At 45.8% G+C, this 15,529-nt stretch carries 13 protein-coding genes and 6 tRNA genes; 4 read left to right on the top strand and 15 right to left on the bottom strand.

Annotated elements, in window-relative coordinates; genetic code table 11:
- Nucleotides 1-38 precede the first annotated feature (38 nt).
- From ACFODX_RS05975 to ACFODX_RS05960, 4 genes are all read right to left on the bottom strand, one after another.
- Nucleotides 39-1,826, bottom strand: a complete 1,788-nt coding sequence (locus tag ACFODX_RS05975) for a TolC family outer membrane protein (RefSeq protein WP_378117082.1) — start codon at nucleotides 1,824-1,826, stop codon at nucleotides 39-41.
- A gap of 141 nt (nucleotides 1,827-1,967) precedes the next feature.
- Entirely contained in the window at nucleotides 1,968-2,780 is an 813-nt protein-coding gene (locus tag ACFODX_RS05970) for a putative RNA methyltransferase (RefSeq protein ID WP_378117081.1), read from the bottom strand.
- 217 nt (nucleotides 2,781-2,997) lie between these two features.
- The gene (locus ACFODX_RS05965; protein ID WP_378117079.1) at nucleotides 2,998-3,804 is read right to left on the bottom strand and encodes a PhoH family protein; all 807 of its coding nucleotides are present in this window, start codon (nucleotides 3,802-3,804) and stop codon (nucleotides 2,998-3,000) included.
- 390 nt (nucleotides 3,805-4,194) lie between these two features.
- Complete coding sequence (locus ACFODX_RS05960; RefSeq protein ID WP_378117077.1) at nucleotides 4,195-5,568, bottom strand: DEAD/DEAH box helicase; 1,374 nt, start codon at nucleotides 5,566-5,568, stop codon at nucleotides 4,195-4,197.
- Nucleotides 5,569-5,699: 131 nt separating this feature from the next.
- Here ACFODX_RS05960 and ACFODX_RS05955 point away from each other — a divergent pair, with 131 nt between their 5' ends.
- Complete coding sequence (locus ACFODX_RS05955; RefSeq protein ID WP_378117075.1) at nucleotides 5,700-6,659, top strand: tRNA dihydrouridine synthase; 960 nt, start codon at nucleotides 5,700-5,702, stop codon at nucleotides 6,657-6,659.
- A 78-nt stretch (nucleotides 6,660-6,737) separates the two neighbouring features.
- Here the strand turns inward: ACFODX_RS05955 and ACFODX_RS05950 are convergent, their stop codons facing one another.
- The 4 genes from ACFODX_RS05950 to ACFODX_RS05935 form a co-directional block, all read right to left on the bottom strand.
- Entirely contained in the window at nucleotides 6,738-7,559 is an 822-nt protein-coding gene (locus ACFODX_RS05950) for an HDOD domain-containing protein (RefSeq protein WP_378117073.1), read from the bottom strand.
- A gap of 177 nt (nucleotides 7,560-7,736) precedes the next feature.
- A tRNA-Arg gene (locus ACFODX_RS05945) sits at nucleotides 7,737-7,813 on the bottom strand.
- Nucleotides 7,814-7,994: 181 nt separating this feature from the next.
- A tRNA-Ser gene (locus ACFODX_RS05940) sits at nucleotides 7,995-8,082 on the bottom strand.
- Between the two features lie 105 nt (nucleotides 8,083-8,187).
- Entirely contained in the window at nucleotides 8,188-8,763 is a 576-nt protein-coding gene (locus ACFODX_RS05935; protein WP_378117071.1) for a nitroreductase family protein, read from the bottom strand.
- Between the two features lie 208 nt (nucleotides 8,764-8,971).
- On the opposite strand from ACFODX_RS05935, the gene ACFODX_RS05930 reads away from it, so the two are divergent.
- The gene (locus ACFODX_RS05930; protein WP_378117069.1) at nucleotides 8,972-10,204 is read left to right on the top strand and encodes a hypothetical protein; all 1,233 of its coding nucleotides are present in this window, start codon (nucleotides 8,972-8,974) and stop codon (nucleotides 10,202-10,204) included.
- 129 nt (nucleotides 10,205-10,333) lie between these two features.
- Nucleotides 10,334-11,716 carry an adenylate/guanylate cyclase domain-containing protein gene (locus tag ACFODX_RS05925; protein ID WP_378117067.1) on the top strand — a complete coding sequence of 461 codons (1,383 nt, stop codon included), beginning with the start codon at nucleotides 10,334-10,336 and terminating at the stop codon, nucleotides 11,714-11,716.
- Nucleotides 11,717-11,788: 72 nt separating this feature from the next.
- Here ACFODX_RS05925 and queF read toward each other — a convergent pair whose 3' ends face one another.
- The 3 genes from queF to ACFODX_RS05910 are packed head-to-tail and all read right to left on the bottom strand — an operon-like array spanning nucleotide 11,789 to nucleotide 14,372.
- Nucleotides 11,789-12,631, bottom strand: a complete 843-nt coding sequence (gene queF / locus ACFODX_RS05920) for an NADPH-dependent 7-cyano-7-deazaguanine reductase QueF (RefSeq protein WP_378117065.1) — start codon at nucleotides 12,629-12,631, stop codon at nucleotides 11,789-11,791.
- 20 nt (nucleotides 12,632-12,651) lie between these two features.
- Nucleotides 12,652-13,425, bottom strand: a complete 774-nt coding sequence (locus tag ACFODX_RS05915) for an ABC transporter permease (protein ID WP_378117063.1) — start codon at nucleotides 13,423-13,425, stop codon at nucleotides 12,652-12,654.
- Nucleotides 13,426-13,427: 2 nt separating this feature from the next.
- Complete coding sequence (locus ACFODX_RS05910; protein ID WP_378117061.1) at nucleotides 13,428-14,372, bottom strand: ABC transporter ATP-binding protein; 945 nt, start codon at nucleotides 14,370-14,372, stop codon at nucleotides 13,428-13,430.
- A gap of 55 nt (nucleotides 14,373-14,427) precedes the next feature.
- Here ACFODX_RS05910 and ACFODX_RS05905 point away from each other — a divergent pair, with 55 nt between their 5' ends.
- Nucleotides 14,428-14,850: a PA2817 family protein gene (locus ACFODX_RS05905; protein ID WP_378117059.1), complete on the top strand. Its 423-nt coding sequence runs from the start codon at nucleotides 14,428-14,430 to the stop codon at nucleotides 14,848-14,850.
- 157 nt (nucleotides 14,851-15,007) lie between these two features.
- On the opposite strand, the gene ACFODX_RS05900 is transcribed toward ACFODX_RS05905, so the two are convergent.
- The 4 genes from ACFODX_RS05900 to ACFODX_RS05885 all read right to left on the bottom strand — a co-directional run bounded on the left by ACFODX_RS05900 (nucleotide 15,008) and on the right by ACFODX_RS05885 (nucleotide 15,399).
- Nucleotides 15,008-15,083 (bottom strand) — tRNA-Gly (locus ACFODX_RS05900).
- Between the two features lie 6 nt (nucleotides 15,084-15,089).
- Nucleotides 15,090-15,165: transfer RNA gene (locus ACFODX_RS05895), tRNA-Glu, on the bottom strand.
- Nucleotides 15,166-15,243: 78 nt separating this feature from the next.
- A tRNA-Gly gene (locus ACFODX_RS05890) sits at nucleotides 15,244-15,319 on the bottom strand.
- 4 nt (nucleotides 15,320-15,323) lie between these two features.
- Nucleotides 15,324-15,399 (bottom strand) — tRNA-Glu (locus ACFODX_RS05885).
- Between the last annotated feature and the right edge of the window lie 130 nt (nucleotides 15,400-15,529).

The following is a 15,529-nucleotide window of genomic DNA, read 5'->3' as shown; positions in this document are numbered from 1 at the left end:
GCTCAAGCCTAGCAAATCATTTTGCAACTGCTGCACATTTACTGTTTGCGTATTACTGTGACATCAACACGACGATTGGCTGCTTTGCCAGCATCGGTAGCATTATTCGCCACCGGGCGCGCGGCCCCAAAACCATCTACCGTCATGGGGATAGTTTCCAAGCCGTTTAAGACAAAATAATCGCGCACGCTTTGTGCTCGCGCTTTGGAAAGCGGCACATTGAGTGCATCAGTGCCGCTGCTGTCGGAGTGCCCCTCAATGGTAATTTGCACCACACCCTGAGTTGCCTTGATAGAGCTGATCAAACGATCCAATGTGGCCGCAGCCGTTGGTTTTAATTCAGAACTACCCGAGTCAAACAATGCATCACCATTTAACGGAGTCAACTCACTGATCAGATCCTGACGGCCCATAGCAACAGGCGCATCGGCCGGACAAGCTGATTCAGAAATTTTCAGCGAATCCTCCACTTTAGTGTCATGCAATATTCCCAAGCCATCGCGCACTATACCGAGTGCGGGCAAGAGGCTACCCATGGCAGCAAGCGCGCGCGCATGGGCAAGTTCAAGATCGCCCTGCGCAATCACCAAGGCACGGCTGGCTTGAAAGTATTCATTTTCAGCATCCAGCACATCCAACAAGGTGCGCTGGCCAATATTAAATTGCTCGGCATAGGCAGTGCGCACCTTGTCGCTTGAAAGACGATGCTGCTCCAATGCAATTAATTGTTCACTTAAGCGGAAGGCATCGTTGTAGGCAATTTGAGTGTTCTGACGCAAATCGATACAAGCTTGATCGCGCAAATCTTTAGCCTGATTCACTAATTCCAGTGAGCGACGAATAGCTGCGCGATTGGAGCCGCCGCTGTATAGGTTATAGGTAATCGCCAGTTCGACCGCACTTTCATCGCCGTAACTGCTGGGATCAACACGATTATCAAAACCATTTTGGTTGCGGCTGGTCACCTGACGCGCGCGCAACTCGGCTTTGGGGTAATGACCAGCGCGATCTACTTTTACTGCAGCTTGGGCAACACTGATGTTTTTAATCGCAGCGTGGAAACCGGGGTTGCCTTGGTAAGCCAGGCTCAACGCAGCGCGTATAGACTCAGGCAATTGCTGTTCAGCAAGACGCGTGGGCTGCAGGTCATCCGCAGGTAATTGCCCAACAACACGCAAATAGCGCGCGGTTACATCATGCAAATTGGTCGCTTCCGTCAGCAAGTTGGATTCAGCCAGCGCCAAACGGCCAGCAACCTGCTCAAGATCTACCCGACGGCCAACACCAGAGAGAGTCCTCTCTTCGATCTGTGCAAATACATCGCGATGTTTAGCGTAATTCGCACGCGCCAACTCCACCAGCTCGCGGTTGCGTTTTACATCTTCATAAGCGCGCACTGCTTCCAGCGCAGTCAGCTCAACCGTATTCAGTAATTCGTAGTAACGAACCAAGCGCACACTGTCAAAACGCTCCACCTCTCCTGAGGTGCGGAAACCGTCAAACAGCATTTGACTCAGGGTAATTTGCCCCTGTGTAGTGTTGTAGACACCGCGACCATCGTAGTCACGATTGGTTTTGCCTGCGGAGGCGCCTATATCCACCGTCGGCAAATAACCACCACGGGCAACACCCACATCTTGCGCCGCCGCTTTAAACTCGTGCCAGGCTGCCTGTACTTCCGGATTCGCTTCCAGTGTTTGTTGAGTGACTTCTTTAATAGTACTGGGCGAGGCTTGCGCAAAAACGGGAATAGACAAAACCAGTACAGAGGCTGTAAACCAGCCGGGCAACACACGAAACAGAGGTTGGATAGAGAGGCACGCCATGAAGAGTTTCCATAGGTTATCGCACGGAGCGATTCTTATTAATCTGCGCTCATATTTGAGAAATCCGGGCTGCAAAAGTGAGCATTAGGTCACAAAAAGATCAAGAAACCAAAGGTAATGCTATTGAAATTAAAAATCTAATCATATTTTGTTATATATCAGTATAGAAAAATCCAACCGATCCTCAAACAGATTATCGATTAAATCAGCTTTTAATTGTTGATTGATACGCCAGACAAAAGGCGTCATCGCCAATAGCGCAGCACGCATGGCTGGCTGCTCAATAACTAGATCAGCGGTCACCCGCTGCTCATCCGCCAAACGAAAACCCTCAGGCACGGGCGTCTGTTGATGTGGTCGCACTTCGCGGTAAATTCGACGCCGCAACCCCAATAGGTGCTGCTCACCTGGCGCTACTATAACCAAGAGGCCGGCAGTTCCCATTACACGACATAACTCGGCATCCTTGCTGGGTGCATAAATACGGGTAATAACATCAATGCTGCCGTCTGCCAGAGGCAAATCAAAACTGGAGGCAACCGCGTAGGTCAGATGGCCACCTAAGCCTTTTGCACCTGCCGCCTTTGCTGCCAACCTCACTCCCGGCTTGGCAATATCCACACCGTAGATATGTGCTTCCGGTAAGGCCTCAGCAAATGAATTAGTGAAATAACCCTCGCCGCAACCTATGTCCAACAAGTTTTTAGCTGTGTCGGGTAACAGTTTCTGCAACTGGCTTTTCAGCGGCGCAAAAAATCCTGCCTGCAAAAACTGGCGGCGCGCATCCAATTGTTGTTTAGCATCACCCGGCTGCAACGAATGCTTATATTGAACGGGCAATAAATTGAAGTAGCCCTCTTTGGCGCGGTCAAATTGATGCCCTCTCTCACAAGCCACGCCCTGAGTATTTAATGTTAATGGTAGGCGGCACAAAGGGCAGGACAATGCATTCATAAAAACAATTCAGTATCAAAGTTAACAGCGCCAGCTGTTCCACGGACGCGATTGCGCAAACTGGGTAGAAAGGAATTAACACAGGAAAAACACAAGCGCAGGATGCCGGCTCATTTTGCAATAAGCAAGTCAAGCAGAATGGTTAAGCTGCACCTTATTTTATGCGGACATGGATATATGCCATCGCCGCTCACAACAAAGTGCAGCACAGTGATGATTAAATTTCGTCAGGCACCTCGTAACGGTCGATAATGTCGCGCACCAAACCGCTGCGCACAATGTCATCGCGTTCGAACTCATGCAGATAGACATTGGGTAAACCGCGCAAACGCTCCACGGCATCAGCAAGCCCATTAGGGCCGCGAATATCGCTCTGCTGAATATCACCATTTATAACAACCTTACAGTCCTCACCTATGCGCGTTAGAAACATTTTCATCTGCGCAGGCGTAGTATTTTGGGCCTCATCCAAAATCACAAAGGTTTTGCTGTTAAAGGTTTTACCGCGCATAAATGCCAGAGGCGCCGCCACAATACGACCATGGCGCAAGCAATAATCTACAGTACCTGCACCTAAACGCTCATTCAAAATATCGCGAAAGGCATCGATATAGACAGAAAACTTTTGATCCAGATCACCCGGTAAAAAACCCAGGTTTTCACCGGACTCTACCGCAGGGCGAGTAAGGATAATACGCTCAATTCTGCCAGATTCCAGTGCCTCTGCCGCTAGTGCACCGGCACAATAACTTTTACCTGTACCTGCAGGCCCAATACCAAAAGTGAGCATATGCGTATTAATAGCCTGTATGTACTGCTGCTGGGATTTTGTCTTGGCGCGGAGAGGTTGCGGAGAGCGAGGAGGAGAGTAAGCGGTTTCGACTTGCTGGGAGCGGGACTTTATTTCGACAATGTTGTCATCAGTTCGCTGGTTTCTTCGCGATTTATGCCGCGAGCTAGAGAAGCTGGTATCGTCATAGGAATGGTGGTTCGCACTACGTCTGGCATGCGTTTTTTTCGCCATATAAAAATCCCCTTCAAGCCTGTGAGTAACACAAAAACATATAAAGTTTTGTGTTGATTTTACCCTGGAAGTGAAACTTGCTGCGGAATTATGTCTATTACCCCCTTTATTTACTGATTTACCACTATCGACTTACAACCAACAAAAATCGCTAGATCAAAACAAGAAAACAAACCGAGTAAAACAAAAACGTGTGACAGAAAGACTACGCTGGCAAAGCCAGTAATGTGCGAACTTTCAAATTGATGCAAAAGCCACAAGAGTTACTTGTTTTTTCACCCTTGTGACTTTGATATTAATCTTATTCAGGAAAAGATCAATCACTTATTTAAAATAAAATTGAACGTCTACCCGCTTATTAAGCGCACAGCCAACAAGAGCTGCAATTGTTTATTCGCCACCATCATCCAGCTGCTTGCTGATTTTCTTTTTAGGCGGCGCAAAGCCATCCACTGCAGGCGCCTCGGTGAGCGCTTTGGGAACGCGTCGATTACCAATATTTTTCTTATCGCGCTCGCGCACTTTCACCTTGGGTTTAGCTTCTGCTTTTTTATCTTTCACAGCAGTTTTCTTTTTAGTACCTACTGACTTGCCAGAGGATTTAATTTTATCCGGCCCTTGATACTTCCCTTTCAGCCCCGGCATAGCAATCACTTCAAAGGTCACCCCCAGGTAGCGCTCGATACTTTTGGTGAGATTCCACTCTTTGGCATCCACCATAGAAACCGCCCTTCCCTCTGCATCGGCGCGGCCCGTCCGACCCACGCGATGCAGATATTCATCGCCGGAATAGGCCATATCGATATTCACCACCAGCTCAACACCGGGAATATCCAAGCCGCGCGCGGCCACATCAGTGGCTACCAAAATACTGGTGCGCCCCTGACGAAAGTGATCCAGAGTAACCTTGCGCTGATCCTGGGTGATATCACCATGCAACGCCCCAACTCGAAACTTGTTGTAACGCAAAAAATTATCCAACTGGGTGGCACGTACTTTGGTGTTGGTGAAAATAATTGCCTTCTGAAAATCCGCTTTTTGCAACAACGCCAAGAGCAACTTTTCTTTGTGCTTAAAATCGTCGGCAATCAGCATTTGCTGCACAATTGCATTGGGTTTATCGTCAATATAAATTTCTTCCGCTTCACCCAGGATGACTTGCTTGATTAAATGGCGCAGACCTTTCTGCTCCATGGTGGCAGAGAACAACAATGTCTGGCGCTCGTTGCGGCAGGTGTTGGCGATTTTGAGTACGTCCTCACTCAACCCCATGTCCAGCATGCGATCTGCCTCATCCAACACCAAAAACTCCAATCCGGAAAACTCGGTAGATTTGTGGCTCACATGTTCCGCCAAACGCCCGGGTGTCCCGACGATAACTTCCGGATTCTTGCGCAACATAGCTTTTTGGTATTTCAATTCCTCGCCACCGCATACCATGCCCACTTTAAAACTGGTGAATTTCAACAGCTGTTCAGCGTTTTTGACTATCTGACGCGCCAACTCACGGGTGGGAGTCAAAATCAGCATGCGGGTTGACTCAGGATTCACACTGGCACGGGCCAGCATTGCTTGAATCGCCGGCAATAAAAAAGCGGCGGTTTTACCACTGCCGGTTTTAGAACTCACGATAAGATTTTTGCCCTGGCTTGCCGCAGGAATAGCTGCCAGCTGAACGGGCGTCGGCGCTTCATAGCCAAGCGCATCTATGGCTTTGCGCAACTGAACATCGCTAATCAAATCGTGGAAACCGGGCTGAGTCATCAAGAACCTCGACATTCTTTTCATATAGAGCGGGTTTTACCCGCAAAAGGCCGCGCAATCTACGCAGGGTGGCGCCAATTATCAACCAAAACCGCTAAAATGCCGACCTTTATCGCCAGCCAGAGTTGATCATGCGAATTATGTTAGCCCCAATGGAGGGCGTAGTTGAACACCATGTACGCGACATACTGACACGCATTGGTGGATTGGATGGTTGCGTGACGGAGTTTATCCGTGTCACCGATCAAAAATTACCTTACAAGGTCTTTTATAAGTATGCGCAGGAACTCGAGAGTAACTGCAAAACACCCAACGGCACCCCGGTGCGGGTGCAATTACTGGGCAGCAAACCCGAGCCCATGGCGGTCAACGCACTGGAGCTGGTGCACTACGGCGCTAAAGCCATCGATCTGAATTTTGGTTGCCCCGCCAAAACTGTCAACTCTCATGAAGGTGGCGCTTGTTTGCTACGCACCCCGGATCGCGTTTACTCCATTATTAAAGCTGTACGTGATGCTGTACCGCACGATATCCCCGTGACTGCAAAAATTCGCCTGGGTTTTGAAGATCGCAGCAGCTATCTGGATAATGCCAGAGCAGTAGAGGCAGCAGGTGCCAACGAACTCACCGTTCATGCACGCTCCAAAGTAGATGGCTATAAGCCCCCCGCATACTGGAGTTACATCGCCAAGATACGTGCCGAATTAAAAATTCCCGTGGTGGGTAATGGAGAAATTTGGTCAGTTACCGATTACCTGCGCTACCGCGATGAATCTGCTGGTGCCGATGCCATGCTCGGGCGCGGGCTACTTGCCTGCCCCGATCTTGCTCGACAAATCAAAGCTCATGTCCAAGGCGATGAATACACACCACTCACTTGGCGAGAAATTTGTGAAATGCTCTACGACTACTACAAACTCACGACGCCCCTTTACTGCGAGCGCAATTGTGGTAACCGTGTTAAGCAATGGTTGATGTATCTCAGCCGTCAATATCCGCAAGCACAAATATTTTTTGAGGCCATTAAACGTAAAACCACACCACCAGAAATAGACGCATGCTTTCAAGAAGCATTGCTTGCGAGCCAATAATGGCTCGCTAACATCAGAAACTAAAAATTAGAAAGAGCCGCCAGTAACATCACAACTCGCGGCTTTATTTTTTACTGTTTAGTGGAGCAACTCATCAAAACCACCGATTAATTCTTTCGTCTCATCAATCCGCTCAAGCAACTTTTCAATATTAATACCCAGTTGCATCGCCAATTCACTCGGGAAGTTCGCCAACAAATAATCTGGAGCCTCTTTTTCATTCGCATGAACTATATAATCTGCAATGTACACTAACGCAGCAAGGCGGGAAAATTTCGGTGCAGCCTGTGGCTCTAATTGATAGCGAATACTTTCTACTATCGATTCAGGAAACTTCCAGCGATTAGCCAACTCAGCCCCAGCTTCAGGGAAATTAAAACCAAGCACGGTCTTTTCAATATCAGAATTGCGCGCACCGCGATCAACTAATTTTTGTATTTCTATACACTCCTCAGGCAATAGCACATGAATAAGTAATTCGCCGATGTTGTGAATCATGCCGCAAGTGAATGCGGTTTCTGCATCATCTCTGGAAAATTTAGCAAGCCATTTACAGGTGCTAGCTACGGCAAAACTGTTGTGCCAAAAAGCAGGGAGATCAAACCCCTCTGGTGCCTTAAAAACACCAACCATACCCGATGCCAAAACCAAGGTACGAACCGCATTAAAACCCAAAATCAGCACTGCATCATTCACAGAACCTACTTTGCGATTTCCACCATAGTGAGCCGTATTAGCCGCTCGCAATACTTTGGCTGTAAGAACTTGATCTGAACTAATTTTTTTGGCGATTTCATCGCCACTGATGTTTTCATCGCCAAAGCTTTCTATTAATTCCTGCACAACCTTGGGAATATTAGGCAATTTTTGTGCGCTATCAATTAACTCTTTTAGATCCACGATACCCTCGCTTATGTCCAACCCTTGATAAAAAACAGTAACAACAGAGACGCCACCTATTTCGGTATAGCAAAACTTTTCTGGTTAGCAATAACAACTCTAGGGAATAAGAAAATTTGAAGCGTAAAATTGAGGTAATAAAAAAGCCCGTCATTTCCATGACGGGCTTTTTACATATGGCGCACTCGGGAGGATTCGAACCTCCGACCGCTCGGTTCGTAGCCGAGTACTCTATCCAGCTGAGCTACGAGTGCGTTGTGATGGCGCGCATTTTATTGGCAGGCTTTTATTTCGTCAAGCATTTTTTAATTTTTCTTTTGTGAAATTTTAAAATAATGCTTTAAAAATCAACGATGTATGAAAACCAATCAACTTGAGTGTATATCGAACCACATCCAAGACTGCGACTTAATTTTTTGATTTGTCGTTTAAAAATGGCGGTGAGAGAGGGAGTCGAACCCTCGATACCTTGCGGTATACACACTTTCCAGGCGTGCTCCTTCGGCCACTCGGACATCTCACCGTATTTTACCGCCGACAAAACACTGCGGTTACTTGCTCGATCAACTTCCGTTGTCGCTCCAGCGAAGGCGCGCTAATTTACACAAGCAAACTCACAAACGCAATCTTATTCGCCAGTCCATGTGCTAAAAAAATCTTTCGGATTTATTTGGCGAGCCGGACGCGCATCAGCATCAGGGGTACCAATATATATGAAGCCTAAAATCTGTTCCTTAAGTGACTCATTATTACTCAACCCCATGGCCTGCCTAACTGTATCGTCATAAGCCATTTCACCGGAGCGCCAAATAGCTCCCAAGCCAAGCGCAAAACTGGCAGTGAGAATGTTTTGAGTCGCGGCTCCTGCAGCTATAACTTGTTCAATTTCAGGAACCTTGGGGTGTGGCTGACATTTGGCTATGGCGACAATAATCATTGGGGCACGCAGTGGCATAGCGGTAAACCTATCCAACTCCGCCTGGGTAATATCAGGCTTTTTGGCTGCTGCCACACGAGCAAAAAGCTGCCCGAGCCTTATCAAACCTTCTCCCTCGATAATAAGAAAACGCCAAGGCTGAAGATTTCCATGATCTGCCGCACGTGCGGCAGATCGCATCAACAAATCCAACTGGATTGAATCAGGCGCTGGGGCAGTTAAACGAGACTGCGAAACACGCTGGTGTAATGCAACAATTGCATCCATAGTTTTACCTCAAGCAAATACAGGGATTATCATTGATAGCCGATGACTCAGCCTTAACTCTAAGCGCTCACTATATGCCATTCGAATATTGAGCAAAGATGTACCATACTTTCAATTGATTCCTACCTATGGCAACAGGTAGTTTTTATTGAAGCCCCACAAAAAACGCAACTAAACACTTACAACAAGCCTTACTATCGGCGAATCTATGCAACAAACTACATTAATAATTGCCATATCCACACCATTTCTACTACTGCTTGCAGCCTCTGTAGCGCTGCTGATGAATGTACTCAAGCAAAAAAAAATAATGCGCTTACAACAGCAAAAATTGCGCGAGTTTATGGACGTCATCCAAAATAGTAGCCCGATTTCTAATTCTGAAGCAAAACCGTACAAACAATTTATCTATGAACAACTTGAGCTAACCCAAGACAGGTTCAACCTTTTAGCGCCGCGCAGTGATATTGCGGGTATACAACCAAGTGACGTTCCCTTGAACCAACGAATCGTTGCTTTACGTTACGCCTTTTTACGCGCAGAAGAATTAGGTACAACCGCAGTTCAAGGCAGCGAAGGTTATTGGGATATTTTTCAACAAACCCTGGAGCCACTCTTACAAACAGCATCGTCAGTCACTGAATCGGTAGATAGCGATGAACTGGAAACCTATAAAAAACGCATCGAAAACCTGGAAAAATTCAAAAAACTGTTTTTTGATCTTGAAAAGCGCTGGAATGAGGCACAAGCAAACGCACAACAGTATTACAACGAACTTTCCTCTATGGCAGACGGCATCACAGATAGAGAGCACTACGAGTATTTATTGGGGCAATACAACGATAGCTATCAGAACATGAACCAGTATATACACTCTACAAGCAATGCTATTACCGGCCAACCCACTGAAAACAAAACCATCAATATTATTAGACAAGATCCTCGCGCAGCAGAAGAGATCATGAAGCTACGCAATGTCGCTGCCGATCAGTACAGGGTTATTAGTAACTTGCAACGTAAACTTGAAGAGGCAGTTACTGCGGAAGAAAAAGATTTAGTAATAAAAGAACTGGAACAACAGCTCCAGCGTCAAATACGTTTTGTTCAGGAGTCAGATACCTGCGTACAGTTACTAGAGGAAGAACTCAGCAAGGCCAATGAAAAAATCGCCATGCAAGAAGACATGATTGACAATGAGCATCACTTGGAAGAAGAGAATCTACGCATAAAGGAAACACTGCATAACTTTACTCAGGAAAGCAAAGACCTACTGGAAAATATCGAAGACCTGGAAAAAGAAAATGATCAACTCAAAAATGCCAGCGTCAATCAGGCAACAAGCAAGGACGGGCCAAGCGAACAGATGCACACCGAGCTTGCCGAATTACGTAAAGAATATGCGGAGTTAGAGGCAAAATATCTGGAACTGAAATTCAAATAATATGACAATTCATAGGCAACATAAGAGCGGTAGACTTTTTTGCCAAAAACCCGTTTAATTCCCGCCTATTGCAGGAAGTAATCAATTACAAGGAGGAACTTACTGCACAAAACAATAAGGCTTAATCCAATGACCAGTAAGATCGAATCACAGCCTCTGCAAACGGAAACGCCCGTACAACAATATTATTTCCGTGCACTCATATGTTTTGCTGCCTCGGGCACCCTTGCATCATTTGTCAATTGGCATAAACCCAGCATCATCTATATTGGGGTAATTGTATTACTACTTACCTATGCTTACGGGACTTATTTTTTCACCCGTAAACAAGTCCCTGAACTAGCCGCACGCAATAACCGCATCCTTTCTTACGTGGATGCCGCTCTTATCGGTATTGTCCTCAGCCTGACTGACTTCAGCATATTACCCTGCGTCATGTTTTTAACCATGATCCAATTTAATGCTCTGATTAGTGGTGGCGTACGCAAGCTGCTGGAAGACAATACCGCCTTCGCCGCCGGTGTGCTTATCAGCCTTTTCATTCACAAGCCCCAACTGATTTTATCCAGCAATATCCAAATTAGCGCTGCCAGCTTAATTGGTGTAGCTACTTATTTTCTGGTTTATGCCATTTATATGCATCAACGTTTGCACAAAATGATGCTCAGCCAAAAACAACTGGAAAATGAGCAAAAATGGCACAAGATACGCGCCTACAAACTATCGCGCTACCTTCCACCAACCGTATGGCAAGCCATTAACCGCGGCGATGACAAACACCTCCAAGCCGAGCGCAAACGTATCAGCGTCTTCTTTTCCGATATAAAAGATTTCAGTCAACTGTCTGAAGAAATTGAAGCCGAAGCACTTACCGAGCTACTCAATCATTACCTTACAGAAATGTCCAAAATTGTCGCGCACTATGGAGGCACCATCGATAAATTCATGGGCGATGGCATTATGGTTTTGTTTGGTGATAGCGGCAGCAAAGGAGTAAAAGACGATGCTACACGTTGCGTTGCCATGGCAATCGCAATGAAGAAGCGCATCAAAGCCATGCAGGTTGAATGGTTTAACCAAGGCATTAAGAAACCCCTGCAAGTGCGTATGGGCATCAACACCGGCTACTGCACAGTTGGAACTTTTGGCACCTCCAATCACTTGGATTACACAGTCTTAGGCACTCAAGTAAACTTGGCCAGTCGCTTGGAGTCCGCGGCAGAACCAGACGAAATACTCATCTCCCATGAAACCTGGTCACTGGTAAAAGATACCGTTATGTGTCGCGATAAAGGTGAGATAACCGTAAAAGGTTTTTCTATGCCTGTGAAAGTTTATCAGGTAGCCGACTTGCGCAAGGAAATGGGGAAAAACCAAAGTTATTTTGAAGACCGCGCTGAAGGATTTTCCATGTATCTTGATATGGATAAGGTGCGCAACTACGATAAGCAAAAAGTAATTGAAACCTTGGAAAAAGCTGCCAGTCGCTTAAAAGATAAAGTCATCGTATAAGCAAAACTTATTTTTATTGAATCAAAAATCGGGCGCTCTTTTGCGCCCTATTCTATACAAGCACGCGAACACCTACTGTCTCACCAAACGCAACAAGGCTGGTATTGCCTCGGGATTGCTCGAACGAAACGGATTAATATCCAAACCCCCACGCCGGGTATAGCGCGCATAGACAGTAAGTGACTCAGGCTTGCAGTGATCAGCGATATCATTAAATATCCGCTCTACGCAATGCTCATGAAAGTCCTGATGCTCACGGAAAGAAATAATGTAGCGCAACAGATTTTCATGGTCGATTTTACACCCCGTATAGCTCACACAAATACTCGCCCAGTCTGGCTGACCAGTGACAGGACAATTTGTTTTGAGCAAGTGACTCACTAAAGACTCGCTTACTTCTTCGCTAGCAGTGCTAAGCAACTCAGGTGCTGGGTGGTAGGTGTCCACACTAATCGGTAATTCATCCAACAAAATACCATTTAAGCTAACCGCATTTAACAAGTGCGCCGGTTGTGCCCGCCAATGCGAAGCTTGGGCAGGCAGCAATGGGTACAAGCGAACACGTACCATAGCACAAGCAACTGCCGACAAATCCTTCACCAATAAATCTTCCACCTCAGCCACACTCTGATAGCGCGTCTGATTTAAGGAATTCAGGTATAACTTAAAGGATTTCGATTCGATCATAAATTCGCTGTCACAGGGAATAAAAAATTCCGCCACTGCAACAACCGGTTTTCCTTTTGGGTCCAACCAGGACAACTCATAAGCAGTCCAGATATCTTCTCCAAAAAAAGGCAAAGTAGTACCGATTCCCAATAGTTTACGAGATTCGGCTCGCGAAATAGGAAACAGCAAATGCGGCGAATAAACCGAAATATACTCCGTCTGCTGACCAAGTGGATTGAGATTCATAGTGTACCCCGCATATTAATTTAAGCGCGCAGGCGCTTGCCTGTCTTTAAAAGATGTAAAGCCACAACAAAGAGTAGGATCACACACAGGGTTATACCAGCAAATGCCGCGCCAATATGCACATCTGTTATACCCAGCATGCCATAACGGAATGCATTCACCATGTGCAATATTGGATTTAAAATAGATACCTGCTGCCAAAAACCAGGCAACAAACTAATGGAATAAAACACCCCACCAAAGTAAGTTAACGGCGTTAATACAAAGGTCGGAATGATAGAAATATCATCGAAGCTATTGGCGTACACAGCATTAATAAAACCTGCCAAAGAAAACAAAACTGATGTCATCAAAACAATAAACAGGGTGATAAACCAATGAGCTACTTTTAAGTCGGTAAAAAAGAGGGCCATCAGTGTGACGATAACACCTACTGCCATCCCACGTGCCACGCCTCCCATGACAAAGCCTAACAGGATTATATAGTTGGGCGTGGGTGACACCAAAATTTCTTCAACACTGCGCTGGAATTTGGCACTAAAAAATGACGAAGATACATTTGCGTAAGAGTTGGTAATAATCGCCATCATAATCAGACCTGGAGCAACAAAGTCGATATAACTAAAACCTGCCATATCGCCTATGCGACTACCAATCAACTTTCCAAAAATCACAAAATACAAAATCATCGTAATGGCGGGAGGCAGCAAAGTTTGTATCCAAATACGGGTAAAACGCTTGATTTCCTTACGCAGGATTGTCATGAACGCAATCCACTGCTCACTAATCGACATAATTAGACCTCACTACCAACTTGGGAGGAATCCTTATTGGCATTCACCAGGGATACGAACAACTCCTCCAACCGATTTGCTTTATTACGCATACTGATAATGCGAAATTGCTGCACTGTTAACTGTTCAAAAACCGTGTTTAGCGACTGCCCTTTTTCAATATCCACTTCAAAAGAATGATCATCAATCCGGGCGACCCTGTGCCCCTCAATTACCGGCAGAGATGACAAGGTTTCTTGCACATCAAAAATAAATACTTCTTTATTGAGCTGCTGTAATAAATTTTTCACACTGGTGTTTTGTACTATTAAACCCTGATCAATAATCGCCACATTACGGCATAGACTTTCCGCCTCTTCCAAGTAATGAGTGGTCAAAATAATGGTAGTGCCGGCAGTATTGATCTCGCGTAAAAAATCCCACATTGAACGACGCAACTCTATATCCACACCAGCAGTTGGCTCATCCAAAATCAGTAATTGAGGGCCATGCACTAATGCACGAGCAATCATCAAACGGCGCTTCATGCCGCCAGACAACATACGGGCAGGAGTATTCCGTTTGTCCCATAAACTCAATTGTTTTAAGTAACGCTCAGTTTGGGATTGAGCCTCTGCTGGCTTCATTCCGTAATAACCTGCCTGCTGCAATACTATGTCTTGCACCTTCTCAAACATGCTGAAGTTAAACTCCTGAGGCACCACACCCAGAAATTTTTTTGCTGCAGAAAAATCGGTATCAATATTTTTTCCAAACACCTCTACCGTACCACTTGTTTTACGAACCAATGAACTAATGATACCGATAGTGGTTGATTTGCCAGCGCCATTTGGCCCCAATACTGCAAAAAAATCACCCGGCATAACATCCAGCGAAATACCTTTTAGTGCTTCAAACTTTTCGTTGTAAACTTTACGCAGATTTCTGAGTGAAAGTGCCGGAGTCATAATTCCTCGCGGAAATAGTGAATACAAAAAAATCAAACCCAATTAAAGGCGAAGTATGTCGATTTCAAGTATTGAAGAGAACCCATACGACAAAGAATATTACTTTTATCATCTGGAATTGCTGCAGGCATTTGTTACCCAGATCAAAGAACTACCACCATTTAGCCTGGAAAACCCGGATGAAACGAATAGTGAGTTTTTAACCGCACTGAATAAGCTGACTACCCATACACAAGCAGCTGATTGGTTAGATCAAGGTCAGGCTTTACTTTGTCGAGTTGTAAGCAACTACCCGCATCTTATGCCCCTACTCTACCGTGACCTACTCTGGTTTTTTGGCGGCGACTGCCTACATTACATGCCGGATGATGAAATTAATTTATTTCAACAGCTAGATGAACAGCGCGAACAGGCCAAACAGGGCCAGCAAGCTTTTAGCTATGCGGAAGCACGAGCAAAAATAATGCGAATGCACTAACCACAACCATTGAACAAGAAAATACAAGCGAATGCACAAGGATGTGTGCAGCAGATATATTGGTAGTAAAACGACAAGACTCTGGTTTAAACAATGAATCTAGCTAGACAATAAAAAATGGAATCATACATGAGGAAATCGATAAACTATTAGGAATTGGAGCGGGAAACGAGACTCGAACTCGCGACCCTAACCTTGGCAAGGTTATGCTCTACCAACTGAGCTATTCCCGCAAAATGTGGCGTCCCCTAGGGGACTCGAACCCCTGTTACCGCCGTGAAAGGGCGGTGTCCTAGGCCACTAGACGAAGGGGACATTTTGATCGTCATCTGGCGACAACAATAAAATTCACTTCACTAACAGTTTACAAATTTTTAACTTCCTTAAGGAAGTTGGAGCGGGAAACGAGACTCGAACTCGCGACCCTAACCTTGGCAAGGTTATGCTCTACCAACTGAGCTATTCCCGCTATGTGGCGTCCCCTAGGGGACTCGAACCCCTGTTACCGCCGTGAAAGGGCGGTGTCCTAGGCCACTAGACGAAGGGGACCCCGGACCATCCAACTCAGCTGCTTACTTTTTCAAGTTAACGTCTGCGTCAGAAGTGGGGCGCATTCTAGGGACGGAAGGTTCAGGTGTCAACACTTTTAATTCTTTTTTTATCATTTAGGAAACAAGCA

It is taken from the genome of Cellvibrio fontiphilus, assembly GCF_042646205.1.
Classification (GTDB): Bacteria; Pseudomonadota; Gammaproteobacteria; order Pseudomonadales; family Cellvibrionaceae; genus Cellvibrio; species Cellvibrio fontiphilus_A.
The sequence above is the reverse complement of the archived record's forward strand: the minus strand, read 5'-3'. Positions and strand labels throughout refer to the sequence as shown.